Raw genomic sequence first — 26,618 nt, 5'->3', positions numbered from 1 at the left:
GCCCGCGGGGGGGGGGGGGTTCGGGGGGGGGGGGGGGGGGGGGGGGGGGGGGGGGGGGGGGGGGGGGGGGGGGGGGGGGGGGGGGGGCGGGGGGGGGCGCCCGCCGGCCGCCGGTCAGCCCTCGATGCGGTGCTGGGTCCAGAACGAGGTGAGGTCGGTGCTGGTCGCGGCCTGCGCGGCGGCCTTGAACTCGGCCGTGGTGGACACGCCGTACCAGTGGGCGGTGGCGTAGTCCTTGAGCAGCTTGGCCATCGCGGTGTCCCCGATCAGGCGCCGCAGGTCGTGCAGGGCGCACTTGCCGTAGCCGTAGATCACCGTGGAGTACCGGTTGGAATGCGTGTCCCAGTAGGCCATCGGGTTGGTGATCTTCTCGGCGCTCGACGCCCAGGAGACGCCGCTCCAGCAGTTGCCGCCGGTCTTGTTCTGGGCGAGGTCGGTGGCGTAGTCGGTGAACGCCTCGTCCAGCCAGGGGCTGTTGTACTCGTCGTCGCCGACGATGCCGTACCACCACTGGTGGGCGATCTCGTGGGTGAGCGCGGTGGTGCTGACCAGGTCGAGGACGAAGCCGGGGTACTCCATGCCGCCGAACCAGAAGTTGTTGTCGATGACGGCGTCCAGTTCGCCGTACGGGTACGCCCCGAACCGTGCGCTGTGCGCGTCCACGGCGCTCTTGGCGGTGCTGAGCATGGACTGGGCGGATGCGGAGCTGATGCCGCTCACCGAGTACACGTTGACCGGGACGCCGCCCGGCGAGGTGCCGGAGATCCTGGTGAACGGCCCGGCGGCCCAGGCGAAGTCCCGCACCTTGGACGCGGTCGCCGTGGTGACGGTACGGCCGCTGCTGCCGGGGGTGTCGGTGGAAGCGCCGGTGGCCGGGACCAGGAGGGAGCTGGGGTGGTCCAGGGTCACCTTGAAGTCGGCGGCCAGGGAGTAGAACGACTCGCCGTTGTTGGTGTACGGGTCGAGGTGCCAGCCGGAGCCGTCGCGGACCGCGAGAACGGGCAGGGCGTTGCCGATGAAGGCGAACGCGCCGTCGTGGCCGAACCGGTCGGCGCCGCTCGGCACGGTGATGCCGAGGTCGAAGCCGATGGTCGCGCTCCGGCCCGGGTCGAGCGCGGCGGGCAGGCTGATCTTCAGCGCGGTGCAGTCCACCGTGAGGTCCCCGGCCGTTCCGCCGGTGACGTTGGTGACCTTGATCGGCATGTTGGCGCAGGTGCCGTGGGCGTTGTCCCACAGGCGGAGGTAGACCTCGTTCAGCGCGGTGCCGGCGGCGTTGGTGAAGGTCACGCTCTCGTGGCCGGTCCACACGAACCCGGCCGTGTCGCTGGTGAGGTTCACCGTGTAGCCGGGCGCGGCCGGGGTGCGGGCCGGGTCGGCGGTGGGCGTGGAGCCGCCGGAGGTGTTCAGGGCGACGTCGTCCACCACGAAACTCGTCTTGAGGCTGGAGTCCTCGGTCCCGGTGAACGACAGGGCGACCGTCTGCCCGGCGAACGCGCTCACGTCCAGCGTCTTCTGGACGTACCCGGTGTTCTTGTCCAGGTTGGAGTACGTGGCGAGGGTACTGGAGCCGAGCTTGACGGCCAGTTTGTCGTACGCGGTGGTGGTGGTCGTCTCGGCGGTGTCGGTGTGCAGCCAGAAGTTCAGACTGGCGGAGGCGCATCCCGCCGGGACGGTGACGCTCTGGGTGAGCGTGTCCGTCCGGGTGCTGCCGGTGCCGTCGAGCCAGGCGAACGAGGTGCCGCCGTGGGCGGTCTGTCCGGCGCGGCTGGTGACGAGGCCCGAGGTGGACTGCGTCCAGGGCGAACCACCGCTCTCGAAGCCGCCGTTGGCGACGACCTGGGTGGCGACGCAGGCCGCCGGTGCGCTCCGCTGCACGGTCCGCGCGGAGGCGGACCCTGCGGGCAGGACAAGAGCGGCTGCGGTGGCGACGGCCACGACGGCCGCGCCGAGCACTCTGTGGGGGGTCGATCTCAACGCTACTCCTTCCACGGCGGCCGGGATTCCGGCCGCTCGAATGCTGGGGGTTGCGCGAATCGCTGTACGGCCTCACGAGAGGCTGACGAAAGAGTGACAGAAGTGACCGGGGCATGCCAGGAAAGTCTGTGAACTTCCTTGGAGACGGCGGGGGTTTCAACTCCGCAGCCCAGAGCACTCCGTGATCATCTTCGGGTGCGCACCCGCTGCGGCCGGTCGCGCGGCTCCCCGCGCTCCTCAAGGAGTTGCGGCACAGGCACGTCATCAAGTGCGGGCCCGCTGTCCGTCTCGCGCAGTTCCCCGCGCCCCTGGGGGGTTCCTGCCGACGCCCGCTGTGAAGGAGCCGGCGCCCAAGGGCAACCGACAGGCGAGCGCGGGTGGCAACTCCTTCAAGGGGCGCGGGGAACTGCGCGACCGGTGACGGCGGGCCCGCGCTGGAGGGTGGGTTATGAGCCTGTTTCCGCCAGGGCCGGGGTGAGGCGGGACCAGGGGTTGGGGGGTTCGCCCGTTACGGGGCCGCAGACCGCGGCGCCGCGTTCGTGGGCCGTGCGGACGGCCAGGGGGACGAGGGGGGCGGGGACGCCGTAGACCAGGTGGCAGAAACGGTCGGGGGGATGGCGGGACGCCCACTCGGGGCGGGTGAAGGCGGAGACGTAGGTGGACCAGTGCCCCTCGAAGGTGACGGTGAGATCGGCGAGCCGGACGTAGCCGGGCGCCGGATGGACACCGGGGTTGATGACCACCGGCCCCGCACCGATCGCACGCGCCTCACGGGCCAGCCGCCGACACCCCGGCACCCCGTCGGGCCCGGCGGTGACCCGGTCCAGGAAGCACCCGTCGGTGCCGTACCACTCCCGGTGCCGCCGCAGATCCGCGACGACGTCGGCGCGTTCGCGGACGCCGTAGTCGGTGTCCACGTAACCGAGCAGGCGGGCGCCCGCCTCGCGCAGGGCCGCCGCCGCGGCGGCGAACGCGGGATCGGGCGCCGTGCCGGGACCGTTCGCGGGGTTGAGGACGACGCCGAAGGTGCGCCCGGCTGCGGCGATCAGCCGGTGCCAGGCGCCGGGGTCCTCGGCGGGATGGACGTACAGCGGGACGAGCAGGCTCACCGGCCGCCTCCCCCGCCGTCGGAGAATCCGGCCCAGAGCGCGTCCAGGGCGTCGTCCAGACCGTGTTCCGGCCACCACCCGAGCGCCTCCCCGGCGGCCGTGATGTCGGAGCACTGCCAGGACACCCGGCCGGAGCGCGCCGAACCGCCGGTGTTCTCCTCCAGGCGCCCGCGGAACCCGGCCCGGTCCACGAGGCCGCGCACCAACTCCCGTACGGGTACGGCCAGTCCGCCGCCGATGTTGAGCACCGGCGGCAGCGCGCCCCGTACCGTCAGGGCGAGGGCGACAGCGCGGGCGAGGTCGCGGACGTCCACGAAGTCGCGGTGCGCGGAGAGGTCCCCGAGCCGCAGCACGGCGGCCGGGTCGGAGCCCTCGGCGCGCAGCAGTGCCGCGATCCGGCCGGGCAGCCCGGTCTCCGGGGCGCCGGGGCCGACGGGGTTGCCGACGCGGAGCACGACGGCGTCGAGCCCGGCGGCGCCGATGGCGAGGGTGCCCGCGAGTTTGGTCGCGCCGTAGGGGGTGACCGGGCTCGCGGGGGCCGTCTCGGGCACCGGCGAGCCGGGCACGCCGGGTCCGTACTCGGCGGCGGAGCCGAGGTGGACCAGGCGTGCGGTGGGCACGGCCGCGCGGAGCGCGGCGGCGAGGACGGCGGGCCCGCGCGCGTTGGCCTCGGCGAGGGCGACCGGGTCGCCGCCGGTCGCGCCCGCGCAGTTGACCACGGCGTCGGGCGCGGCGGCGGCCAGTGTCTTCGCCATCAGCTCGGGCGGGTCGGCGGCGAGGTCGATACGGAACTCCGCGGCGGGCGTACGGCCCGCCGCGAGGACCCGCGCGCCCCCAAGGGCGCGCAGGTGTTCCGTCACATGGCGGCCGAGGTGTCCGGTGCCGCCGAGGACGAGGATGCGCATGACGGGCTCAGGCCCCCTTGAGGAGGAACGACTTCTGGGTGGTGAACTCGGCGTTGGCCCGGTCGTAGTCGTCGGGGCGGCCGATGTCCAGCCAGTAGCCCTCGAACTCGTAGGCGTGCGGCGGGTTCTCGGCGGCGAGCAGGTCGAGGACGAGTTCGTCGAAGCCGAGCGGCAGGCCCGCCGTGTAGCCGTCGAGGGTGGCGCGGCTGACGCCGTAGACGCCCATCGAGACCCGGTAGTCCATGCTGGGCTTCTCGGTGAAGGCGACCACCCGCCGGGCGGCGGTGGTGAGCACGCCGAAGTCGATGCGGACCTTGCGGGCGTACGTGGCGATGGTGAGCGGCGCGCCGGAGTTCTGGTGGCGGTGGAGCACGTCGGCGTAGTCGAGGTCGGTGAGTACGTCGCCGTTCATCACCAGGAAGTGCTCGGGGAGCTTGTCGCGCAGGGTGAGCAGGGGGCCCATCGTGCCGAGGGGACTGTCCTCGGTGGCGTAGTCGATGGACATGCCCCATTGGGAGCCGTCGCCGACGTAGGCGCGGATGATCTCCCCGAGGTGGCCGATGGCGATGGTGCAGCCGGTGAATCCGGCGGTGGAGAGCTGGCGGAGGACGATCTCCAGGATGGCGTGCTGGTCGCCGATCGGGACGAGCGGCTTGGGCAGGGCGGTGGTGTAGGGGCGGAGCCGTACGCCCTTGCCTCCGGCCAGGATGACTGCGTGCACGGGGTTCTCCTCGGTGGGTGCGGGTGACGTCGTGGGCGTCGGTGGGTGCGGGCGGGTCAGATGTTGTAGATGCCGGTCTTGTAGCGGGCCAGGTTGGCCGGGGCGCGGAAGAACTCGGCGGTGTGGGCGAGTCCTTCCTCCAGGCTGTGCGCGGGTTCCCAGCCGGTGGCGGCGGTGAGCCGGGAGGCGTCCGCGACCAGTCGCATCACCTCGGAGGCGGCGGGCCGGACGCGGGCGGTGTCCTCGCGGACGTCGAGGGCGCTGTCCATGACCTTGCCGATGAGCGCGACGAGGTCCCCGACGGAGATCTCGCCGCCGGTCCCGGCGTTGAAGGTGCGTCCGACGACCTCGGCGGCGGGCGCGGTGCCGACGGCGAGGAAGGCCCGCGCGGTGTCCTTGACGAAGGTGAAGTCCCTTGTGGGGCGCAGGTCTCCGAGGGTGATGGTGCGCTCCCCCGCCGCGACCTGGCCGATGACGGTGGGGATGACGGCGCGCATGGACTGGCGGGGCCCGAAGGTGTTGAACGGGCGCAGGGTGACCACCGGGGTGCCGAAGCTGGCGTGGTAGCTGTCCGCGAGCCGGTCGCCGCCCGCCTTCGAAGCGGCGTACGGGGACTGGGTGTTGATGGGGTGGTCCTCGGTGATCGGCACGGTACGCGCGGTGCCGTAGGTCTCGCTGGTGGAGGTGTGCACCAGCCGGGGGGTGCCCAACTGCCGTACGGCTTCGAGGACGTTGAGGGTGCCGGTGACGTTGGTGTCCACGTAGCTGTGCGGCGCCCGGTAGGAGTACGGGATGGCGATGAGCGCGGCCAGGTGGTAGGCGGTGTCGGCGCCGTCGAGGAGGCCGCGCACGGAACCGGGGTCGCGGACATCGCCGAGGACGATCTCCACGTGGTCGAGGACCTCGGGGGCGAGGGTCTCCAGCCAGCCGTACGAGGAGAAGGAGTTGTACTGGGCCATCGCCCTGACCCGGTGCCCGGAGGCGACCAGCGCCTCGGTCAGGTGGGAGCCGATGAAGCCTTCGGCGCCGGTGACGGCGGCGAGTGGTGCGGAGGTCAACTCAGGTGGTCCTTCCGTTGGTTGGGGTGGTGCGGGCGCTGCCCGAACGGTTCAGGCGTGCCGGGCCGGTCGGCCGAGGAGCCGCAGCGCGCAGCCGAGGAGGCAAAGCGCGGCGGCGCCGCAGCACAGCGGCAGGGTGAACGCGCCCGCAGGGGGGCGCAGGCAGGTGACGGCGGCGGCGGTGGCGGCCGCGGCGAGGCCGATGGCGGCGGGCGGCCAGGCCGCGCCGAACGCCTGGAGGAGCAGCGCGGTCCACAGTGCCGCGGCGAGGAGCAGCAGCGGGACGGGCGCGGCGCCGGTGAGCAGGGCGCCGCCGAGCAGCGGCAGCAGGTAGCCGAGCAGGCAGAGCGCGAGGACGGCGGTGGAGCGCAGCAGGAAGCCGTTCGGGGTGGTCGAGGCACGCAGGGCGCGCACGCCGAGGCCGCGGTGCCGGTAGAGCAGCCATTCGGCGGGGCCCATGCTGACGGTGAGGACGATCACCGCGTATGGGTCCTGCCGTCCTTCGAGGAGGACGAGGGCGCCCGCGGCGAGGCCGAACAGCCCGTGCGGGACGGAGCCGAGCAGCCGGGGCCGGTTGCCGCTCGCCGCGGGCGGCGCGGTGTGGGCGCGGCGCAGGGCGTGGACGGCGGCGGCGGTGGTGGCCGCGAGGGCGAGCAGGGTGGCTCCGGTGCGCAGCGGGGGTGCGGGGTCGGTCCAGTACAGGGCGGCGGTGCCCGCGACGAGCGGGGTGAGCGCGGCGAGCAGCAGCCGTTCGCGGGCGAGGACCAGCAGGACGCCCGCCGCCGCGAGGTACAGCGACTGGGCGGCGACGGCGAGCAGCGCGGTGCCGCTGTGCGCGGCGGGCAGTGCGGCGCCGGTGGCCAGCAGGGCGCCCGCCGGTGCGCCGGTCGCCAGGGTGCGGGCGGCCTCGCGGGGGCCGACGGCCATGCGCAGGTGGGCGCGGTGGCCGAGGGCCTGGCCCCAGGCCCAGGAGACGAGTCCGGCGACGGCGAGCGCGGTGGCGTGCCGACCGGGGTGCCAGAGGGGCGCGGTGAGCAGATAGGCGAGTCCGGGCAGCGCGAACAGCAGACCGCGCAGCAGGCAGCGCAGGTGGTCGGGGCGCCAGGGGTCGGGGGTGGGCGGTGGTTCGGGGTAGGTGCGGGGCACCTGTTCGTACAGGGCGGTGGCCAGGGAGAACAGGTTGGGGTGGCCGTAGCGGCGGCGGATGCGTTCGGCGGTGAGGCCCTCGGCTTCCAGCAGCGCGGCCACTTCGTAGGGGTGGACGGCGGGGCCGACGCGGTCGGCGAGTTCGGCGGCGAGCAGGCTGACGGCCTCCTCGTCGGGTCCGGTGCGGCCGGGCAGCCGGAGGGTGAGGGTGTGGTCGTCGTGGCGGCGGGCGCGGGCCGGGGTGCCCGCGAGCCGCAGCGCGAGGGTGTCCTGTTCGGGGCCGCCCGGGGAGAGCGGCTGGGGTCCGCTCATCCGGCCAGGCTCCCCGCGCCGGTGACGTGCGCCGGTGCGCCGGGTGCGTGGGCGGCGGGTTCGGCGGGCGTCCAGACCCCGACGGACGGCCGGGCCATCGCGGGCAGTTCGAGGTAGATGCCGCGGAAGGTGTCGATGGTCTGCCGGAGCGTGAACTGTTCGACGACCCGCAGCCGGGCGGCCTCGCCCATCGCGCGGCGCCGGGCGGGGTCGGTGAGCAGGGTGACGGCGGCACGGGCCATCGCGCCGGGGTCGCGCGGCGGTACGACGAGTCCGGTGTCCCCGACGGCCTCGCGGACGCCGCCGACGTCGGTGGAGACGGTGGCCCGGCCGCAGGACATGGCCTCGATCAGGGTGAACGGGAAGCCTTCGCTGATGCTGGAGAGCATGACGACGTTCCCGGCCTCGTAGGCGTCGCGGATGTCGTCCACCCGGCCCTCGAAGACGACGGCGTCGCCGTGGCCGAGCCCGGCGGCGAGTCGCTCGCAGCGCTCCCGGTACGCCTCCCCGCCGCGCGGTGTGCCGCCGAACAGCCGCAGCCGTGCCTCGGGTATCTCCTGCCTGACCTGGGCGAAGGCGCGGATCAGGGTCTCCAGGTCCTTGATGGGGTCCACGCGTCCGGCCCAGCTGAGGGTGGGCGCGTCGGGTTCGGGTCCGGCGGGCGGGAAGGCGGCCGGATCGACGCCGTTGTAGACGGTGCGGATGGAGTCGGGGGCGGCGCCGCCCTGTTCCTCCCAGAGCCGGTTGTACTGGTTGCCGGGGGTGATCAGCGTGGCGCACCGGTAGGTCTCCTCGGCGAGCAGCCGGAAGAAGGCGAGGATCACCGCCTTGACGGGCCAGCGGTAGGGCGCGGTGCGGTAGCCGAGGTAGCGTTCGCGCAGGTAGACGCCGTGCTCGGTGAGCAGCAGCGGTACGTCGTAGCGGTCGAGGGCGACGAGGCCGGGCAGGACGGCGACCCCGCCGCTGACGGCGTGGCAGATGCCCTCGCGGGGCGTCGGCGCGGCCAGCGGGCGCAGGGCGTGTTCCAGCAGCCCGGTGACGGTGACGGCGTCGTGCAGGGTGGGCCGGGCCCGGTGGACGGCCGAGTGCGGCCGGTTCCAGACGGCGGCGAGGATGTCCACGGCGTCGTCGCCGCGCAGGAAGGCGCCGAGGGTGCCGTCGGCGGCGGCGCGTGCCAGGGCGTAGAGGGCGGGGCCGAATCCTGGTTCGGCGCGCGGGTCGAGAAGCGCGGTGACGAACCGTTCCCAGGTGGCGGCGAGCCGGTGCCGGGCGCGGCCTCTGGGGGCGCGTCCGCGCGGGGTGGCGCCCCACATGGGCACGGTCCGCACCTCGCGGACGTGCGGGGGCAGTTCCCAGGCGAGGGGTTCGTGTCCGGTGCCGGTGACGGCGACGACGTCGAAGTCGATGTCGGGCATGCCCTGGACGAGCTGGTCGCACCAGACGCTGACCCCGCCGTGACTGTGCGGGTAGGTGCCCTCGGTGAGCAGGGTGACGCGCGCGCCGACGGGGCGCGCGCCGTGGTGTGCGTGCATGGGTGTGCTCCACGGCCGGAGTGGGAGGTGATGGTGCCGGTCCGCCGCGACGCCTCGGGGCGTGCGGAACCGGGGGCCCGCCCGCGTTCCGCGCGGGCGGGTTCCCTTGTCGTGCCGTGTGGTTCAGCGGCCCGCCGTGCCCGGCCGGGCCGGGACTCCGGTGCCTTCGCCGGGTCGCGCAACTGTGCGCCGTGCCGCCGGTGCGGCGTGACCGGCCCCCGCCCCGCGGGCCGGAAGGCCGGGTGCGGCGGGCGTCGTCACGGTGCTGTGTACGGTCCGCTTCATGCGGTGAAGTCCCTCCCCAGGGCAGGGGTGAGCGCGGCTCCCGTGGAGCGGACGCACCCCCTCGCGCGACTCCGGCGCCCCCTCAGAAGCCGGTCGTCGCGTTTCCGTCCGTCACATAGTGATGGCTCTGTGTAGCTTGTGTGGGCGAATTACGGAACCTGACAGAAAACAGTGGTTCGTCAACTCCGTCGCGCGCCAACATGATCGGCTTCTGCGCGTTCTCCGCGGGGCCCCGAACACCGGTGCGGGCGTGGAGGGCGCGCGGGGTGCGCGGGGGGGTGCCGTCCGACGTGCATGGAGGGCGTCGGCGGGGGTAACCGGCCGTCGTCTTGAACGGCGTCCGGATCGTCCCAGGGAGGCGGATCTCATGCTGATGGCACACCCCGCGATATTGCAGGACCTGATCGCGCAGTACGAGGCGCTCACCCTGCTCGGTGCGGAGCAGAGCACGGCACAGGCGCGGCAGCGGCTGACCGACGTGTCGTACGGCCTGTGCGTGGCCACGGGCACCAGGGACGTGGACATGGCCCTGATCGCCGCCCGGCACCGCCTCTCCGGCGCGCTCCCCGAGGACGACTCCGTGGTCCCGGCATAGATCCGACGTTCCGTCAACTCGCTGACGAAACCGCCCTGTACGCGCTCCGGCGGGAGTCGCGTACAGGGCGGACCCATGTCCGTGGACCCGGCGGGCGGGGTCAGCCGCCGAGCGCCGCCAGCACCACGCCCTGGGCCTCGTCCTGCACCCGCGCGAGGTGGTCGGCGCCGAGGAAGGACTCGGCGTACACCTTGTAGACGTCCTCGGTGCCCGAAGGGCGGGCCGCGAACCAGGAGTTGGCGGTGGTGACCTTAATCCCGCCGATGGGCGCCCCGTTGCCGGGTGCCTCGGTGAGCACACCGGTGACCTCCTCGCCCGCGAGGGTGGCGGCGGTGACCTGCTCGGGCGACAACTTGGCCAGCAGCGCCTTCTGTTCACGGTTCGCGGGCGCGTCGATCCGGGCGTAGGCGGGGCTGCCGAACCGGCCGGTGAGGTCGGCGTAGTGCTCGGAGGGCGTACGGCCGGTGACGGCGGTGATCTCCGAGGCGAGCAGGGCGAGCAGGATGCCGTCCTTGTCGGTGGTCCACACCGAGCCGTCCCGGCGCAGGAAGGACGCCCCGGCGGACTCCTCGCCGCCGAACCCGAGGGTGCCGCCCGCCAGTCCGTCCACGAACCACTTGAAGCCGACGGGCACTTCGACGAGCGGACGCCCGAGGTCGGCGGCGACCCGGTCGATCATCGTGGAGGAGACGAGGGTCTTGCCGACGCCCGCGTCCACCGGCCACTCGGGGCGGTTGCGGTAGAGGTAGGAAATGGCCACCGCGAGATAGTGGTTGGGGTTCATCAGCCCGGCGTCGGGGGTGACGATGCCGTGCCGGTCGGCGTCGGCGTCGTTCCCGGTCGAGATCCGGAACCGGTCGCGCCGCTCGATGAGGGAGGCCATCGCGTACGGCGACGAGCAGTCCATGCGGATCTTGCCGTCCCAGTCGAGCGTCATGAACCGCCAGGCGGGATCGGTGTGCGGGTTGACCACGGTCAGGTCGATCCCGTGCTCCTCCGCGATCCGGCCCCAGTAGGCGACCGAGGCGCCGCCGAGCGGGTCGGCCCCGATGCGCACCCCGGCCGCGCGGACGGCGTCCAGGTCCAGCACGGCGGGCAGATCGGCGACGTAGGTGCCGAGGAAGTCGTACCGCTGTGTGGTGTCGGCGGCGAGCGCGCGGGTGTACGAGAGCCGCTGCACGTCCTTCAGCCCGGCCGCGATGATCTGGTTGGCGCGGTCCTGGATCCAGGAGGTCGCCTCGGAGGCGGCGGGGCCGCCGCTGGGCGGGTTGTACTTGAAGCCGCCGTCGGCGGGCGGGTTGTGCGACGGGGTGACGACCACGCCGTCCGCGAGGCCGGAGCCCCGGTCGCGGTTATGGGTGAGGATGGCGTGCGAGACGGCCGGGGTCGGGGTGTAGCCGTCCGCGCTGTCGATGAGCACGGTGACACCATTGGCGGCGAACACCTCCAGCGCGGTGACCCGCGCGGGCTCGGACAGGGCGTGCGTGTCGGCGCCGAGGAACAGCGGCCCGGTCACGCCCTGGGCGGCGCGGTACTCGCAGATGGCCTGGCTGGTGGCGGCGATGTGGTCCTCGTTGAACGCGGTGGCCAGGGACGAGCCCCGGTGCCCCGACGTCCCGAACGCCACCCGCTGGGCCGGGTCGGCGGGGTCGGGGTGCAGCGCGTAGTACGCCGTGACCAGTCGGGCCACATCGACAAGGTCCTCGGGTCCGGCCGGTCGGCCGGCACGCTCGTGCGGCATGAATTCCGCTCCTCCGCGTCGGTGGGATGATCGTCCTGCGCACATCTTCCTTGTCCGCGGCCCGCCGGGCGAGTGCGCCCCCGGTACCGGGGAGGACCGGGTACCCCGTCGCACGTATGATCCGACCGGCCCGCGGCGACTCCGCCGGAAGCGGCCACCCCTCCCGCCGGATGGTCCCGTGTACGGCCGCCCGCGCGTCCCGAGAGAGCCAGGTCACCGTGATACCCGATTCCCCCGTCAAGGCACCCTGGGCGTCGGCCCGTTGCGCGCAGGCGGCGCTCGCCGCGGCGACCGTCGCGGACGTCTGGTACGCGCTGTTCGTACGGTCGCGCCCGGCAGGTTCCGGGTCCGTGCCGCCGTGGGCCATGCCGCTCTATGTTCGGGTCACAGTAGTCGTGGTGGTGCTGTTCCTGGTGTGGTTCGCGCGCTGCCGCCGCAACGCGGCGGTGCTCAGTGCGGGGCGGTTGCCGGTGTCACGCGTGCTCGCGATCGTGGCCTGGCTGATCCCGCTGATGAACCTGTGGGTGCCGCGCGGTCTGGTGCTCCAGGTGCACGGGGCGAGCTCGCGGGGTGCGGTCGCGCCGAGGGACGCGCGGCTGGTGAACGTCTGGTGGGGCGCGTGGGTGGGGCACGGGGTGCTGTCGCTGCTCGGCGGAGCGGTGTTCGGGCAGGAGCGGCTCCCGGTGTCGCTGGCGATCTCGGTGCTCGTGGTGGTGGCGGGCGTCCTTGGCATCCTCGTCGTCCAGCGCGTCACCTCGGGCCAGGCCCGCGCGGTCCTCGCCCCTCCGCCGGTGACGGCCCACGCGGCCCCGGCACTCTGAGGCGCCGGACGCGCCACGGCACCGCGTGCCGCCCCGGCGAGGGGGGAACGCGGTGCCGGTGAACCCGTGCGGCCGGGGTCAGTTCCCGGCGAGCGCCCGGCCCGCCTCGCGGGCGTTGTCGCGGGCGGTGTCGTGCAGGGAGGCCGCGAGGTCGCGCAGCGACTCCATCTCCGGCGTGGTGGCGGCGACCGTCAGCTCCCGCTTGACCAGGGTCAGCTCGGCCTGCCACAGGTCGCCGACGATGCGCTCCAGGTACGCGGTCGAGTGGTCCCAGCCCTCACGCGGGGTGCCGGGGCCGTAGCCGCCGCCGAGTGCGGTGATCAGCAGCGTGGGCGTGCTCTTGAGCACCGGGGTGGCCGCACCGGCGCCCGCGATGACGAGGTCCACCCAGGTCTTGAAGTGCTGCGAGACGCCGTAGTTGTAGAGCGGCGCGCCCAGGATCACCACGTCGGCGTCCTGCAGTTCGGCGGCGAGGGTGGCGGCCAGCTCCAGCGCCTCCCGCTGCTCGGGGGTGCGGGAGTCCTCCGGGGTGAAGCTGCCCGTGGTGGCGGCGGCCCAGGCGTGGGCGGGCAGCGGCTCGGCACCCAGGGAGCGGCGCACGACGGTGCCTTCGGGGTGGGCGGCCTTCCACTCGGCCTCGGCGATGTCGGCCAGCTCCACACTCGCGGACATGGACGGAAGGATGCTGCTGTCGAGACGGAACAGCTTCATGACGGGACTCCTCGGAATAGGTGAACAAGCGGTGCGGGCGTGCGCGGGCACGCCGGACACGGCGAGGGGACGCGCCGAGATCGGCACCGCCCTCACACAAACGGACTTTACCCCGCTTCTTGTTCCACCGGATAGGTTGTCCCTGTGACCGGACCAGTCGTGCCCTTCGGAAAGCCCCGCGCCGAGCGCGCCGACGCCGTGCGCAACCGCGAGCTGCTGCTGTGCGCGGCGCGCGCGATGGTGGCCGAGGAAGGGGTGGAGCGGGTCACGATGGACGGCCTCGCGGAACGCGCCGGACTGGGCAAGGGCACCGTCTTCCGCCGCTTCGGCACCCGTGCCGGGATCTTCCGCGCCCTGCTCGACGCCGACGAGGCGTGCTTCCAGCGGCAGGTGATGCAGGGGCCGCCCCCGCTGGGACCCGGCGCCGACCCGGTGACCCGCATGATCGCGTACGGCCGGGCACGGATCGCCTTCCTGCGCGACCACCACGCGATCGTCCGCGCGGCCATCGACCGCAACGAGCCCACTCCCGCGGGCGAGTTCACCATCACCCGTGTCCATCTGCGCATGCTGCTGAGCCGGACCGGGCTCGCCCTCCACGACCTGGACAGCCTCGCCGTCCAGCTCACCGGCGCCCTGGAAGGCCCGACCCTGCTCTATCTGGCGCAGCCCGAACCGGCGGCGCCCCCGTCACCCGAGGTGACGGAGGCACTGGCCGACAGCTGGCAGCTCCTGGTCGAACGGCTGACCCGCCCGGAGGACGGCCCGGAGCACACCGGCTGACCCTCAGCCGATGTGGTACGGGTCCCCGTAGACCTTCCAGTCCAGCGGTGTGTTCAGGTCGAGGTTGCCGTTGTTCAGGAAGACCCGCTGCTCGGTGTCCACCCGGCTGGTGTCGCTGTGTGCCTCCTCCTGCCGCATGGCCCATGTCCGGGCGTCGAGGAAGGCGTTGAGGTACGTCCGCTCGTCGCCGCCCTGGGCCGGGGGCCGGGCACTGCGCAGGGCGCGCTGCCGGATGCCGCCGAAGCTGACGGGGTCGCTGCCGTCGCCGTGCATGACGAGGGCGTCGTAGTAGGCGAACTGCCCGAGGGCGCGCAGCCCGTCGGACTTGCCGTAGGAGACGGCGGGGTTGAAGTAGACGCGGTCCCTCTCGTCGTTCTGGGCCTGCTGGAACGCGCCGTCCTGGGCGGCGGTGCGCCAGTCGCGCGGGTAGTTCGGGTCGAGCCCGCTGTGCGAGTCGCTGCCGTTGACCCGGCGCAGCGCGGGCAGGTAGGCGGCGAGGACGTTGCCGGGGCGGCGGTCGGCGTAGAGCTGGACGAGTTCGAGCATGTCGCCGGTGCCCGAGCAGAAGCCGATGATCCCGGCGGTGTAGCCGCGCCCGTCGCCGATGTCCTCGATGTACTGGTACTGCGCCTTCCAGTCGAGCGAGGAGTTCTCCGCGCTGGAGACCAGTTTCATGGCGATCTCCTTCTTCGCGGGATCGTCCAGGCCGACCGCCGCCGCGCCGCGCGGGGCGGCGTGTGCGGAAGCGGGGCGTCCGGCGCCGAGCAGGACACCGGAGGCGGCGGCACCGAGGGCGGCGACGATCGCCCGGCGGGAGAAGCGGGCCGGGTCGGCCTGCTCGCGGTCTGCATGCACCACGGGGACTCCAAGGGGAGTGGGGGTGGGGAGTTGGTCCGTACCACACTGGTAGGAAAGTTTCCTACCAGTCCCTGGGCGCTTCCGGAATCCGTCGCGCGGAAAGTTCGTAGGATCGAACAGAGAACCGGAGGGTACGCGTCGGGCGCCGGACCGTGCGGTCCGGCGCCCGACGCGTACCCCCGGAGGAGGCGGTCAGCCCTGGGGGCTCTCCGTCCGGGAGGTGCGCGCGTGCGCGTACAGCTCCCTGGAGGTCAGGATCAGCTCGCGGCGCTCCTCCTTGGAGCCGACCATCGGCTGCGAACCGTTCAGCGGCACCTGGGCGCTCTCGGGGAGGAACTTCACCGTGATCAGGCCGATGGCACCGGCCAGCATCAGGTAGTACGCGGGCATCAGGTCGTCGCCGGTGAGGTCCACCAGGGCGGCGGTGACCAGTGGCGTGGTGCCGCCGAACGCGGCGACGGCGAAGTTGAATCCGATGCCCATCGCGGCGTACCGCACGGCGGTCGGGAACAACGCGGGCAGGGTCGCGGCGCTGGGCGCGGCGAAGCAGGCCAGCAGCGTGGAGAGCAGCAGCACCCCGAGGACCGGCGCCCAGGTGCCGTGCGCCTTGATGAGCAGGAAGGCGGGCACGGCGAGCACGATCATCGCGGCGGCGGACACGCCGTACAGCGGGCGCCTGCCGATCCGGTCGCTGAGCCGTCCGAGGAAGGTGATCAGTACGACGATCCACACCATGCCGATGAGCACGAGCACATCGGCGGAACCGCTGGACCGGTGCAGCGTCTCGGTCTGATACGTCGGCAGATAGCCGGTGACCATGTAGTTGGTGACGTTGTACAGCAGCACCAGGCCCATGCAGACGAGCAGCGCCTGCCAGTGGTCGCGGATGATCTTCTTGAACTCGGTACCGGCAGACTCCGTGGCCATGCTCTCCTCGTGCGCGTCCAGCTGCTGCTGGAAGGCCGGGGACTCCTCCAGCTTCAGCCGCATGTAGAGGCCGATGACACCGAGCGGTCCGGCGATCAGGAACGGCAGGCGCCAGCCCCAGGAGAGCATCTGGGCGTCGGTGAGCGCGAGGTTCAGCACGGTGACCAGTGCCGACCCGAGGGCGTAGCCGACGAAGGTGCCGAAGTCGAGCCAGCTGGACAGGAAGCCGCGCCGCCGGTCCGGGGAGTACTCGGCGACGAACGTGGTCGCGCCGCCGTACTCGCCGCCGGTGGAGAAGCCCTGCACCATCCGGGCGAGCAGGAGCAGGATCGGGGCGGCGATGCCGATCGTGGCGTAGCCGGGGATGATTCCGATGGCGAACGTTCCGGCCGCCATCATGATCATGGTGGTGGCGAGGACCTTCTGCCGGCCGATCCGGTCGCCGAGCGGGCCGAAGACCAGGCCGCCGAGCGGCCGGACCACGAACGCGGCGGCGAAGGTGGCGAACGAGGAGATCACCTGGGCGCCGGGCGAGGCGCCGGGGAAGAAGACCTTGCCGAGAGTGGCGGCGAGGTAGCTGTAGACGCCGAAGTCGAACCACTCCATGCAGTTGCCCAGCGCGGAGGCGCCGACGGCCCGCTTGAGCAGGGGGCGTTCGACCACCTGTACGTCGTCCTTGCCGAAGGCGCGCCGGTTGCGGCGCAGCCGCCGGGTCAGCTCCTCGCGCACCTGGCGGGGCAGCTCCGCCACCGACCGGGCGGTTCCGCTCCCCGCTCCGCCGCCGTGCTGTCCCTCGGGCGTCGCCGCGCTCACGGGCCCTCCCTTTCCGGCCCTCGCGCCGTGTTCGACTCCTTGTGCCCCATCCGGCTGCCCTCCTTCGCACCCGTCACACCCGCAACGGGTCGCCGCACCCCGGCGCGGCGGCCGGGACATTCAGAAGCGGTGCCGCTCAATCCCATTGCACACGGTGGTTGGACTTGCGCACGGCCAGGGCGCAGGGTGGACGAATCCCCTCACTCTGGAGGGGAATCACCTACGGCACCACCCGGAGAAGACCCGATGACCCACGTCGCTGACCCCGGCCGTTACGACGGCACCATGCGCTACCGGCGCACCGGCCGGTCGGGCCTCGACCTGCCACTGCTCTCGCTCGGCTACTGGCACAACTTCGGCGACGACCGCTCCTTCGAGACCCAGCGCGACATCGCGCTGCGCGCCTTCGACCTCGGGATCACCCACCACGACCTGGCCAACAACTACGGCCCGCCGTACGGCTCCGCCGAGATCAACTTCGGCCGCCTGATGAAGCAGGACCTGGCGCCGTACCGCGACGAGATGGTGATCTCCACCAAGGCGGGCTGGGACATGTGGCCCGGCCCCTACGGGCAGGGCGGCGGCTCCCGCAAGTACCTGCTGTCCTCCCTGGACCAGTCCCTGAGCCGCATGGGCCTGGACTACGTGGACATCTTCTACTCCCACCGGCTGGACGCGACCACGCCGCTGGAGGAGACGATGGGGGCGCTCGACACCGCCGTCCGCCAGGGCAAGGCGCTCTACGTCGGCATCTCCTCCTACGACCCGGAGCGCACCCGGCAGGCCGCCGCGATCCTGCGCGACCTGGGCACGCCGCTGCTGATCCACCAGCCGTCCTACAGCATGCTCAACCGCTGGATCGAGACGGACGGCCTGCTGGACGTGGCGCAGGAGGAGGGCTTCGGCGTCATCGGCTTCACCGCGCTGGCGCAGGGTCTGCTCACCGGCCGCTACCTGGACGGGGTCCCGGAGGACTCCCGCGCGGCGGCGGGCAAGTCGTTCGACTCCTCCTGGCTGACCGAGGAGATGACGGGGCGGCTGCGCGCGCTGAACGACATCGCGGCCCGGCGCGGGCAGAGCCTGGCGCAGATGGCGCTGGCCTGGGCGCTGCGGGACGAGCGGGTCACCTCGCTGGTGATCGGCGCCTCGCGGGTGGAGCAGCTGGAGCAGAACGTGGCGGCGCTGGAGAACCTGGAGTTCGGCGCGGAGGAGCTGGCCGAGATCGACAAGTACGCCACCGACGGCGGCGTGGACCTGTGGCAGGACGCGCGCCTCGGCAACATGGGCTGAGCCCGGCGTCGTCCTCGCGTTCCAGGTTTTTCTGGCACTCAGTGCCAGAAAAACCTGGACACAGGGGAAAAGTAGGACATAATTAAGCCATTCGGACCTGCGATCCCCACCGGCAAGGAGCCGCACCCCGCATGGCCCACGGAGTTCCTCACCACGCCCTCCCGATCCCCCGCCCCGACCTCGGCCTGGCCCGCGACTGCGAGCACTGCCTGGGCTGGGGCACTGTCGTCACCCGCGACGGCGAGCACCAGCTCTGCCACACCTGCCAGCCCGGTCCGGGCGGTGACGGCACCGCCGTATAGCACGGCCCGCTCCCCCAGCCCCCTTTGTCCACAGGCTCCGGCGTTCGCGGCCCCCCGGCGGAGAGTTGTCCACAGGTCTTCGGACTGCTGTTCGCCTTCGGGTTAGGCTTCGGGCAATGACTTCGCCAAGAGAAGGTCAAGAACACAGGGGGGCAGCCTTGGGCGCCGCACGCACCAGCAGCACGCCATTGCCGGGCATCGGTGTCCGGTACGACCTGACCACGCGGGAACGGGGCCGCCTGTCGGTCGTCGCGCACCGGGACGGGTCGAGAACACTGAGCGCCTACCGGGGCGACGACCCCGACGCCTGCGCGCTGTCCGTCCGCCTCACGGGCGGCGAGGCCGAGGCCCTGGTGGACGCGCTGATGCCGACGCACCACAGCCCGAGTCTGCTCTCCACCACCGAGCTGGGTCTGGTGGCCGAGCGGATCTCGCTGTCCTCGGTGTCGCACTGGAACGGGCGGCTGCTCGGGGACACCAGGATGCGCACCGAGACGGGCGTGTCGATCGTCGCGGTCCTGCGCCGCGCCGAGGCGATCCCCTCGCCCGGCCCAGACTTCCGGCTCGCGGGCGGGGACACCCTGATCGTCATCGGCACCCGTGAGGGCGTCGATGCGGCGGCCGAGATCCTCGGCAGGGAGTGACCGTCATGCACTCCTCCGCGGTCTTCCTGATCGAGTTCGGCGCGATCATCCTCGGGCTCGGCCTGCTGGGGCGGCTCGCCGCGCGGCTGAGCTTCTCCCCCATCCCCCTCTATCTGCTGGCCGGTCTCGCCTTCGGCGAGGGCGGGCTGCTGCCGCTCGGCGCCAGTGAGGAGTTCGTGGCGATCGGCGCCGAGATCGGCGTGGTCCTGCTGCTGCTCATGCTGGGCCTGGAGTACACGGCCAGCGATCTCGTCTCCAACCTGCGCACCCAGTACCCGGCGGGCCTGGTGGACATGGCCCTCAACGCGCTGCCCGGCGCTGCGATGGCGCTGCTGCTCGGCTGGGGGCCCATCGCGGCGGTCGTTCTCGCGGGCATCACCTGGATCTCCTCGTCCGGGGTGATCGCCAAGGTGCTGGGCGACCTGGGCCGCATCGGCAACCGGGAGACGCCGGTGATCCTCAGCATCCTGGTGCTGGAGGACCTGTCGATGGCGGTCTACCTCCCGGTGGTCACCGCGCTGCTGGCCGGGACCGGCCTGGCCGCGGGCAGTGTCACGCTGGCCATCGCGCTCGGCGTGGCGGGTCTGGTACTGCTGCTGGCGGTGCGCTTCGGACGCCACATCTCCCGGTTCGTCTCCACCGACGACCCCGAGAAGCTGCTGCTGGTGGTGCTGGGGCTGACGCTGCTGGTCGCCGGGGTCGCGCAGCAGCTCCAGGTGTCGGCGGCGGTCGGCGCGTTCCTGGTCGGCATCGCGCTGTCCGGCGAGGTGGCCGAGGGCGCGCACAATCTGCTCGCCCCGCTGCGGGACGTGTTCGCGGCCGTGTTCTTCGTCTTCTTCGGCCTGCACACCGACCCGGCGAGCATCCCGCCGGTGCTGCTGCCCGCGCTCGCGCTGGCCGTCGTCACCGCGCTCACCAAGATCGCCACCGGCTACTGGGCCGCGCGCCGGGCGGGCATCTCGGCCAAGGGCCGCTGGCGGGCCGGGGGCACCCTGGTGGCACGCGGCGAGTTCTCCATCGTCATCGCGGGCCTCGCCGTCACGGCGGGCGTCGGCGCCGACCTGGGCCCGCTGGCCACGGCGTACGTACTGATCCTGGTCGTGATGGGTCCCCTGACCGCCCGCTGGACCGAACCCCTGGCTCTGGGGCTGGCCCGGCTGCTGGACCGGCGGAGGCAGGCGTCGGCGGCACCGGCCGGGCACGCCCCGGCGGAGGAGTCGCTGCCCGACCGGGACACGGTCGGACGGCCCTGACGGGTACGGCCCGTGACGCACCCGGTGCCCGGCGCGTACGGGTGCGTCGGGCCGGGTGCGCGGCACGGGCGCGGGCTACGGTGGGCCCATGTCCGCCCCTCCCCTGCCCGGCCCCCTCGCACATCTGGCACCGCTGCTCGGTGACTACGGCTACTGGGCGGTGGGCGGGGTCGTCCTGGTCGAGGACTTCGGGGTTCCGGCGCCGGGCGAGACGATCCTGCTGGCCGCCGGGGTGTACGCGGGCGCCGGGGAGCTGAACATCTACGCCGTCGCGGTGATCGCCTTCGTCGCGGCCGTCGTCGGCGACAACATCGGCTATCTGATCGGCCGGACCGGCGGGCGGGCGTTCGTCCACCGCTTCGGCAAGTACGTCCTGCTCACACCCGAGCGGTTCGCCTCGGCGGAGCGGTTCTTCCAGCGGCACGGCGGCAAGATCGTAGTGGTGGCCCGCTTCGTGGAGGGGCTGCGGCAGGCCAACGGCATCATCGCCGGTACCACCGGCATGCACTGGCTCCGCTTCCTCCTCTGCAACGCCCTCGGCGCCGCCCTCTGGGTCGGCCTCTGGTCCTCCCTGGCCTACCTGGCGGGCAGCCACATCACCACGATCTACGACGCGATCGACCGCTACCGCCTCTACGTCGTCATCGCGGTCGCCGTCCTTGTCGCCGCCCTCGTCGTACGGCACGTGGTCCGCGGGCGCCGCCGGGCAGCCGTGCCGGACCAGGCCGCGGAGAAGGACTCGACGGAAGGCCCGGCGGAGGGCTCGGCGGAAGGCCCGGAGCGTTCGGAGCCGTCCAAGTAGTCCGGGCGGGCGGACGGCCAAGAACCCCGAGGCTGGGCCCGGGCCTGCCGCTGCCCGCCGGGCGCCGCTCCAGCCGACCGTGGTCCCGGCCGACCGCCGTCCGGACCGGTCAGCCCTCGCGGACCGGTGCGGGGCGCTGCTCCCGTCGCGGCTGCTCCTCCGGTGCCGGTTCGTGGCCGCCACGCAGGGCGGAGGCGACCGCCGAGACCAGGGCCATGCCCGCGGCCACGCCGAAGACGATGCTCAGGCCGTGGTGGAAGGGGCCGGAGACCAGTTCGGGGAAGAAGCGGTGGCCGGTCAGGGTGGCACGCTGGGCCGCCGTGAGGTGGTTCAGGACATCGCCGCCGCCGAGGAGGTGGCCGATGGGGTTGTTGCCGAGGAAGGTGGCGAACAGGGTGCTCACCGGGGGCAGCGAGGCCACCTGGTGGGCGGTCGCGGCGGGCACGCCGTGCGCCTGGAGCCCGTGGCTCAGCGTGCCCGGCAGCGAGGAGGCGAGACCCGAGACCATCAGCGAGAAGAACACGCCGATGGACAGCGCGGTCCCCGAATTCTGGAACGTGGACCGCATGCCGGACGCCACGCCCCGGTACCGGGCCGGGACGCTGCCCATGATGGACGAGGTGTTGGGCGAGGAGAACATGCCCTGGCCGAGCCCGTTGAGGAACAGCAGCCCCGCGAACGTGCCGTAGTCGAAGTCGATCGGCAGCGCGAGCAGTCCGACGAAGGACGCGGCGACCACGACGAGCCCAACGGTGGAGAAGATCCGGGCGCCGAACCGGTCCGAGAGATAGCCGGAGAGCGGCCCGGCGATCAGGAAGCCCACGGTCAGCGGCAGCATGAAGATGCCCGCCCACAGCGGGGTGTCCTCGAAGTCGTAGCCGTGCAGCGGCAGCCAGATGCCCTGGAGCCAGATGATCAGCATGAACTGGAGCCCGCCGCGCGCGATCGAGGTGAGCAGCGCGGCCAGGTTCCCGGCGGCGAACGCGCGCACCTTGAACAGCGACAGCCGGAACATCGGCTCGGCCACCCGCGTCTCGATCACACAGAACGCCAGCAGCAGCGCGGCCCCGCCGATCAGGCCGCCCAGCACCAGCGGGTTGGTCCAGCCGGTGGCGTGACCGCCGTAGGGCTGGATGCCGTAGGTGATCCCGGCGAGCAGGATGCCCGCGCCGCCCGCGAAGGTGACGTTGCCCAGCCAGTCCACCCGGCCGCGTGCGCCGGAGGCGGTCTCGCGCAGGCTCAGGAACGACCAGACGGTCCCGGCGATGCTGATGGGGACACTGATCCAGAACACGGCCCGCCAGTCCACGGCGGCGAGCAGACCGCCCGCGAGCAGGCCGAGGAACTGTCCGGCCAGCGCGGTGATCTGGTTGATGCCCAGCGCCGTGCCGCGCTGCCGGGCCGGGAACGCGTCGGTGAGGATGGCCGCCGAGTTGGCGGTGAGCATCGAGCCGCCGAACGCCTGCACGATCCGCCACAGGATCAGCCACAGCGCGCCCGCCCCGGCCCGGAACGGGTCGAGGGACAGCGCCACGGACGCGCAGGCGAAGACGAGGAAGCCCAGGTTGTAGATGCGGACCCGGCCGAACATGTCCCCGAGCCGTCCGAGGACGACCACCAGCACGGCGGAGACCAGCAGATAGCCGAGGATCATCCACAGCAGATAGCCGATGTTGCCCGGCGCGAGCGGGTCCAGCCCGATGCCGCGGAAGATCGCGGGCAGCGAGATGATCACGATGGAGGCGTCCATCGTGGCGATCAGCACACCGAGCGTGGTGTTGGAGAGCGCGACCCATTTGTAGCCGGGGCCGGGCGGGGTGTCCCGCAGCCGGGCGGACCGGGCGAGCAGCCGCCCGCGCAGTCCGCCCGCCGGGGCGGGCCGGGGTCCGATGACGGGCTTCGGGGAGCCGGACGTGCTCACAGCGCCTCCGCCAGCCGGTCCAGGAGGGGCAGCGCGGCACCGAGTGCCGCACGCTCCTCGGGGGTGAACTCGTCCAGGGCACGGGCGATCCGGTCCACCGACTCCGAGCGGCGCTGCTCCAGTACGGAACGACCCGCGTCGGTGACCGACACGATGGAGCGCCGCCCGTCGGAGGCGTCGGGGGTCCGGCCGACCAGTCCGCGCTGTTCGAGTCCGGCGAGGGTGGCGGCCATCGCCTGGGGGCGTACGCGCTCCAGTTCGGCGAGGGCGCCCGGCGAGTCGGGGCCGCCGGAGTTCAGCCGGGCCAGCACCGAGACGCCGGACAGGGTCACGTCCCCGACCGCGTGCCCCTGGCGCAGCCTGCGGACCGTACGGCCCATGACCAGGCGCAGCGCGGCGGCGAGGGCGGTGGCGTCCGCGCCGCCGGTGCTGTCCGTGCTGTCCGTGCTGTCGGGAAGGTCCGTGCCGGGACCGGGACGGGTGCCGGAACCGGTCGGCTCGGGTCCTCCGGCGGGCCGGTTCCCGGCCGTGTTCTGCGCATCCATGATTACTAACAATAGGTTTATCAGTTTGAACTGTTCAACCAAGGTGGGGTAATCAACGGGACGCATGCTGCCGTTGTCCGGTTTGGACTCGCGCGAAGCGGCAAACCGGAGGGGGAACAACCACCGAGCAGATGTGAGGAAGTGACCCCGATGGCTGGCAGTGAGAAGGCGAAGGCCAAGACGGAGCAGGCCAAGGGCAAGCTCAAGGAGGCCGCGGGCAAGACCGTGGGCAACGAGCGCATGGAGGCCGAAGGCCGTTTGGAGGGCGCCCGAGGCGACGCCCGCCAGGCCAAGGAGAAGGCCAAGGACACGTTCAAGCACTGACTCGGGCAAGAACCGGCCCGGCCGGTCGGGGCAGGACCGGAGACTCCCGTCACACGGAGTTCCGGTCCTGCCCCGCCGCATGTCCCGTGACGGACGGCCGGGCGATCGGCGTCCACGGCCTCCGGCGGCCCCTCCCACCAGCGGCGGAAGGGCATCCGGAGGATTTCGGGAGCCGGTCCCCTTGATCGGCCGGGCAGCGGGTAACCGGGGGAAGGACGGAACGGAAGCGTGATCGCGGAAAGGGATCCCGACTCCACAGGCAAAGGGCAGCGAAGCATGGACATGCTGTACAGGACCACCACGACGACGCGGACCCGACCGGCGCCCCTGGGCTACAGCCGCACCTGGGACGCCGGGGTGACCTGCATCGGTGAGGCCAGAGACGCCGTCGCCGCACTGCTCGCGCACGCGCGTCCGGAGCCTTCGGCGCGGGAGGTCCAGGACGCCCAGCTGGTGGTGAGCGAACTCGTCACCAACGCGGTGAAGCACGCGCCCGGGCCGTGCGGCCTCTCGCTGGAACTGACGGTCGGGCCTCGGACGCTGCGGATCGCCGTCACGGACTCCTCCCCCGAGCCGCCCCGCGAACGCCCGCCGAACGCGCGGCGTATCGGCGGGCACGGGCTGCGGCTGGTGCGGATGCTCAGCGCGGGCGTCGAGGTGACCCCGCTGCCGGGCGGCAAGCGCGTCACGGCCACCGTCCCCCTGGGCGGCCCCTCAGTCGGCTGAGCGGACCCCGGCGGCCGGGAAGCACCCCCGTGCCTCCCGTCTCACACCACCCTGATCCCCACGATGCACGTGTCGTCGTCGGTGTCCGACCTGCTGTACGTCAGCAGCCGGTCCAGGTGCTGGTCGAGACTCCGGGGCGCCGGGTGCGCGGTGGTCAGCAACTGCGACAGGGACTCCTCCACCGAGCGGTCGCGCCGCTCGATCAGGCCGTCGGTGTACATCAACAGGGTGTCACCGGCGGCCAGTTGCAGCTCGGTCTCCTCGTACACCGCGTCCGGCACCGCGCCGAGCAGTATGCCCTTCAGGGTGGGCAGCGCGCCCGCCTCCGCGTCCCGGACCAGCACCGGCGGGAGGTGTCCGGCCCGCGCCCAGCGCAGGGTGCGGCGTTCGGCGTCGTACAGCCCGCACACGGCGGTCGCGGTGACGGCGCCGGTGAGGTGGTGGGCGACGATGTTCAGCCAGGACAGCAGTTGCGCGGGCCCGGCGCCGGTCACGGCGAGGCCGCGCAGCGCGTTGCGCAGGACGACCATGCTGGTGGCGGCCTCGATGCCATGTCCGGCGACGTCGCCGACGCAGAGCAGCACCTGCCCGGAGGGCAGCCGTACCGCGTCGTACCAGTCGCCGCCGACGAGGTGCCCGGTCTCGGCGGGCCGGTAGCGCACCGCGAGCCGGAGACCGGAGACCTCCAGCGGGGTCCGGTCGGGCGGCATGATGGCGTGCTGGAGCTGGAGGGCGAGCCGGTTGCGCTCGTCGGCCTGCTGCTCGGTGTGGGCGAGCTGGTCGCGGGTGGCGGCGAGCGCCACCTCGGTCCAGTGCTGCGCGGAGATGTCCTGGTAGGCACCGCGGACCACGAACAACTGGCCGTCGGTGTCCAGCACCGGTTCCGCGACCACCCGCATGTGCCGGGTGACCCCGTCCGGCCGGACCAGCCGGAACGCGGCGGAGGCGGGCCTGCGGCGGTGCAGCAGGGTGCGCAGGAAGCGGCCGATGGCGACGGCGTCGTCCGGGTGCGCGTGCGCGGGCAGGTCCTCCAGCGGTACGGGGGTGCTGGTGGGCGGGCGGCCGTAGAGGCTGAACATCTGCCCGTTCCAGGTGATCTCACCGGTGAGCAGGTTCTCCTCGAACCCGCCGATCCGGCCGAGCCGCTGGGCGTTCTGCAACAGGCTGGCCAGCCGGGCGGTCTCGTCCTCGATGCGCCAGATCAGCAGCACGCTGGAGCCGTGCCGGCTGACGCTGATGTCCGCGACGGCCGCGAGCGGCACCTGATCGACCAGCGCGGTGAGCCGCATCCGCTGGGCGCGGAACGGCTCGCCCGTGGCGTAGACCCGCTCGACCCGCTGGAAGAGTTCGCTGACCCCGGCGGCCATCGGGTACGCCTCCAGCAGCAGCGCGCCGTTGATCACGGCGCGGGGACGGCCCGCCGGGTCGAGGAAGTGGCTGTTGACGTGCTGGATACGGAAATCGACGAGCCGTCCGGTGTCGTCCAGGTGCGGCACCAGGACGAGCGCCGGGTCGTGGAGTCCGTCGGCGAGATCCATCAGCTCGACGGCGGCGGCCGGTACGCGGGCCTCCTGCGGGGCGCCGGGCAGCGGGTGGGACTCCAGGGTGTGGGCGCAGAGTTCGGCCAGCGCCTCCACCTGACGGACGACCTGCGGGGGCTGCGGGCCCTGCGGTCCGGGCCAGGCGATCTCCAGGACGCCCTGGATGCGTCCGCCCGCCCCGGCGGGCACGGCGGCGCGGGCGCCCTCGGCGAAGTCGCGGCGGCCGATGGTGGGCAGCTCCGACCCGGCGAGGGTGGACAGCCACCGGCCGCCGGGTTCGGTGAGGCCGCGCCGGGCGACGGTGACGACGTCCGGGGGCACGTACCGCCAGCGGGCCGCCTCGGCGGGCGCGAACCCGGCGCTCCCGGCGAGGGTCAGCGAGCCGTCGGACCCGGCGGCCCAGACGGCGACGGCGGTCGCGCCGAGCGGGCCGAGCGCGTGCTGGAGCAGCGAGTCGGCCACGGCCTGGGTGTCGGGGGCGGCGAGCACTCCGCTCTCGGCGGCGCGCAGCCGCACTCCGGCCGACTGCGGGACGGGGTCGGCCCGGTCGCCGGTGGCGGCGAGGAAGGCGCCGACGACCTCGGAGACCCGGTCCCTTGCGGCCTGGTTGATCACCTCGACGGCGAACTCCAGCGGGGTCACGCGGGCCTGTTCGGTCAGCTCGGCGAGCTGCCGGGCGGCCTGCGCGGGTCCGCAGCCGAGGCGTTCGACCAGGATGCCCTTGGCGAGTTCGATGAGCGCCCGCCCCTCGGCCTCGGCCTGCGCGGTCCGCACCTCGCGGCGCAGCCGCTCGACGGTGGCGGCGAGCCGCCCGACAGGAGTGGTGCCGGACGTGTCCTCGGTGGCCGGGACACTGCTCCCGGCCACCGGTCCGGGCAGCCCGGCGGCCGTGTCGTCGTAGGCGTTCACCGGGTCACCGCCGGGAACCGTACGGGCTTTCGGCGTACGGGCTCATGGCGTACGGGTTCGTGGCGCGCCG

Annotated in this window: 24 protein-coding genes; 10 read left to right on the top strand and 14 right to left on the bottom strand. The window is 72.9% G+C overall.

Annotated elements, in window-relative coordinates:
• Window positions 1-114 precede the first annotated feature (114 nt).
• The 7 genes from KUM39_RS18160 to pelF form a co-directional block, all read right to left on the bottom strand.
• Window positions 115-1,974, bottom strand: a complete 1,860-nt coding sequence (locus KUM39_RS18160; RefSeq protein ID WP_217786736.1) for a M1 family metallopeptidase — start codon at window positions 1,972-1,974, stop codon at window positions 115-117.
• 446 nt (window positions 1,975-2,420) lie between these two features.
• Window positions 2,421-3,083, bottom strand: a complete 663-nt coding sequence (locus tag KUM39_RS18155) for a spherulation-specific family 4 protein (RefSeq protein ID WP_217786735.1) — start codon at window positions 3,081-3,083, stop codon at window positions 2,421-2,423.
• Window positions 3,080-3,988: an NAD-dependent epimerase/dehydratase family protein gene (locus tag KUM39_RS18150; protein ID WP_217786734.1), complete on the bottom strand. Its 909-nt coding sequence runs from the start codon at window positions 3,986-3,988 to the stop codon at window positions 3,080-3,082. Before KUM39_RS18150 ends, KUM39_RS18155 begins: the two co-directional genes overlap by 4 nt.
• Window positions 3,989-3,995: 7 nt before the next feature.
• Window positions 3,996-4,709 (bottom strand): nucleotidyltransferase family protein, encoded by a 714-nt coding sequence (locus KUM39_RS18145; protein WP_217786733.1) that lies wholly within the window; start codon window positions 4,707-4,709, stop codon window positions 3,996-3,998.
• Between the two features lie 56 nt (window positions 4,710-4,765).
• On the bottom strand, window positions 4,766-5,767 hold the full coding sequence (locus KUM39_RS18140; protein WP_217786732.1) for a GDP-mannose 4,6-dehydratase: 1,002 nt from the start codon (window positions 5,765-5,767) through the stop codon (window positions 4,766-4,768).
• Window positions 5,768-5,818: 51 nt separating this feature from the next.
• On the bottom strand, window positions 5,819-7,225 hold the full coding sequence (locus tag KUM39_RS18135) for a hypothetical protein (RefSeq protein WP_217786731.1): 1,407 nt from the start codon (window positions 7,223-7,225) through the stop codon (window positions 5,819-5,821).
• Window positions 7,222-8,757, bottom strand: coding sequence for a GT4 family glycosyltransferase PelF (gene pelF / locus KUM39_RS18130; RefSeq protein WP_217786730.1), 1,536 nt, complete (start codon window positions 8,755-8,757; stop codon window positions 7,222-7,224). The genes KUM39_RS18135 and pelF overlap by 4 nt, the downstream gene beginning before the upstream one ends.
• Before the next feature lie 652 nt (window positions 8,758-9,409).
• On the opposite strand from pelF, the gene KUM39_RS18125 reads away from it, so the two are divergent.
• Window positions 9,410-9,637 (top strand): DUF5133 domain-containing protein, encoded by a 228-nt coding sequence (locus KUM39_RS18125; protein ID WP_217786729.1) that lies wholly within the window; start codon window positions 9,410-9,412, stop codon window positions 9,635-9,637.
• Between the two features lie 100 nt (window positions 9,638-9,737).
• Here the strand turns inward: KUM39_RS18125 and pgm are convergent, their stop codons facing one another.
• The gene (gene pgm, locus KUM39_RS18120) at window positions 9,738-11,378 is read right to left on the bottom strand and encodes a phosphoglucomutase (alpha-D-glucose-1,6-bisphosphate-dependent) (protein WP_217786728.1); all 1,641 of its coding nucleotides are present in this window, start codon (window positions 11,376-11,378) and stop codon (window positions 9,738-9,740) included.
• Between the two features lie 218 nt (window positions 11,379-11,596).
• On the opposite strand from pgm, the gene KUM39_RS18115 reads away from it, so the two are divergent.
• The gene (locus KUM39_RS18115; RefSeq protein ID WP_217786727.1) at window positions 11,597-12,199 is read left to right on the top strand and encodes a DUF4328 domain-containing protein; all 603 of its coding nucleotides are present in this window, start codon (window positions 11,597-11,599) and stop codon (window positions 12,197-12,199) included.
• Window positions 12,200-12,277: 78 nt separating this feature from the next.
• On the opposite strand, the gene KUM39_RS18110 is transcribed toward KUM39_RS18115, so the two are convergent.
• Window positions 12,278-12,910, bottom strand: coding sequence for an FMN-dependent NADH-azoreductase (locus KUM39_RS18110; protein WP_217786726.1), 633 nt, complete (start codon window positions 12,908-12,910; stop codon window positions 12,278-12,280).
• Window positions 12,911-13,054: 144 nt separating this feature from the next.
• Here KUM39_RS18110 and KUM39_RS18105 point away from each other — a divergent pair, with 144 nt between their 5' ends.
• Window positions 13,055-13,693: a TetR/AcrR family transcriptional regulator gene (locus KUM39_RS18105; RefSeq protein WP_308288169.1), complete on the top strand. Its 639-nt coding sequence runs from the start codon at window positions 13,055-13,057 to the stop codon at window positions 13,691-13,693.
• Window positions 13,694-13,696: 3 nt separating this feature from the next.
• Here KUM39_RS18105 and KUM39_RS18100 read toward each other — a convergent pair whose 3' ends face one another.
• Entirely contained in the window at window positions 13,697-14,551 is an 855-nt protein-coding gene (locus KUM39_RS18100) for a chitosanase (protein ID WP_217786725.1), read from the bottom strand.
• 192 nt (window positions 14,552-14,743) lie between these two features.
• Entirely contained in the window at window positions 14,744-16,228 is a 1,485-nt protein-coding gene (locus KUM39_RS18095) for an MFS transporter (RefSeq protein WP_372455777.1), read from the bottom strand.
• A gap of 309 nt (window positions 16,229-16,537) precedes the next feature.
• Between KUM39_RS18095 and mgrA the strand changes: the two genes are divergently transcribed.
• From mgrA to KUM39_RS18070, 5 genes are all read left to right on the top strand, one after another.
• Entirely contained in the window at window positions 16,538-17,581 is a 1,044-nt protein-coding gene (gene mgrA / locus KUM39_RS18090; protein ID WP_217786723.1) for an L-glyceraldehyde 3-phosphate reductase, read from the top strand.
• 131 nt (window positions 17,582-17,712) lie between these two features.
• Entirely contained in the window at window positions 17,713-17,883 is a 171-nt protein-coding gene (locus KUM39_RS18085) for a hypothetical protein (protein ID WP_217786722.1), read from the top strand.
• Between the two features lie 158 nt (window positions 17,884-18,041).
• Window positions 18,042-18,527 (top strand): cation:proton antiporter regulatory subunit, encoded by a 486-nt coding sequence (locus tag KUM39_RS18080; RefSeq protein WP_217786721.1) that lies wholly within the window; start codon window positions 18,042-18,044, stop codon window positions 18,525-18,527.
• Between the two features lie 5 nt (window positions 18,528-18,532).
• Window positions 18,533-19,780 carry a cation:proton antiporter gene (locus KUM39_RS18075; RefSeq protein WP_217786720.1) on the top strand — a complete coding sequence of 416 codons (1,248 nt, stop codon included), beginning with the start codon at window positions 18,533-18,535 and terminating at the stop codon, window positions 19,778-19,780.
• Window positions 19,781-19,868: 88 nt separating this feature from the next.
• A complete protein-coding gene (locus KUM39_RS18070) occupies window positions 19,869-20,582 on the top strand; it encodes a DedA family protein (RefSeq protein ID WP_217786719.1) in 714 nt (237 codons plus the stop codon).
• Window positions 20,583-20,691: 109 nt separating this feature from the next.
• Here KUM39_RS18070 and KUM39_RS18065 read toward each other — a convergent pair whose 3' ends face one another.
• Together KUM39_RS18065 and KUM39_RS18060 are read right to left on the bottom strand one after the other, a co-directional pair.
• Complete coding sequence (locus KUM39_RS18065) at window positions 20,692-22,332, bottom strand: MFS transporter (protein WP_246620340.1); 1,641 nt, start codon at window positions 22,330-22,332, stop codon at window positions 20,692-20,694.
• Between the two features lie 167 nt (window positions 22,333-22,499).
• Window positions 22,500-23,048, bottom strand: coding sequence for a MarR family winged helix-turn-helix transcriptional regulator (locus KUM39_RS18060; protein ID WP_217786718.1), 549 nt, complete (start codon window positions 23,046-23,048; stop codon window positions 22,500-22,502).
• Between the two features lie 150 nt (window positions 23,049-23,198).
• Here KUM39_RS18060 and KUM39_RS18055 point away from each other — a divergent pair, with 150 nt between their 5' ends.
• Window positions 23,199-23,372 (top strand): CsbD family protein, encoded by a 174-nt coding sequence (locus KUM39_RS18055; protein WP_217786717.1) that lies wholly within the window; start codon window positions 23,199-23,201, stop codon window positions 23,370-23,372.
• A gap of 276 nt (window positions 23,373-23,648) precedes the next feature.
• Complete coding sequence (locus KUM39_RS18050) at window positions 23,649-24,098, top strand: ATP-binding protein (protein WP_217786716.1); 450 nt, start codon at window positions 23,649-23,651, stop codon at window positions 24,096-24,098.
• Between the two features lie 41 nt (window positions 24,099-24,139).
• Here KUM39_RS18050 and KUM39_RS18045 read toward each other — a convergent pair whose 3' ends face one another.
• Window positions 24,140-26,548, bottom strand: coding sequence for a SpoIIE family protein phosphatase (locus KUM39_RS18045; protein WP_217786715.1), 2,409 nt, complete (start codon window positions 26,546-26,548; stop codon window positions 24,140-24,142).
• Between the last annotated feature and the right edge of the window lie 70 nt (window positions 26,549-26,618).

It is taken from the genome of Streptomyces corallincola, assembly GCF_019104725.1.
GTDB lineage: Bacteria > Actinomycetota > Actinomycetes > Streptomycetales > Streptomycetaceae > Streptomyces > Streptomyces corallincola.
Note: the sequence above shows the minus strand (reverse complement) of the source record. Positions and strands in the feature narration are given on the sequence as shown.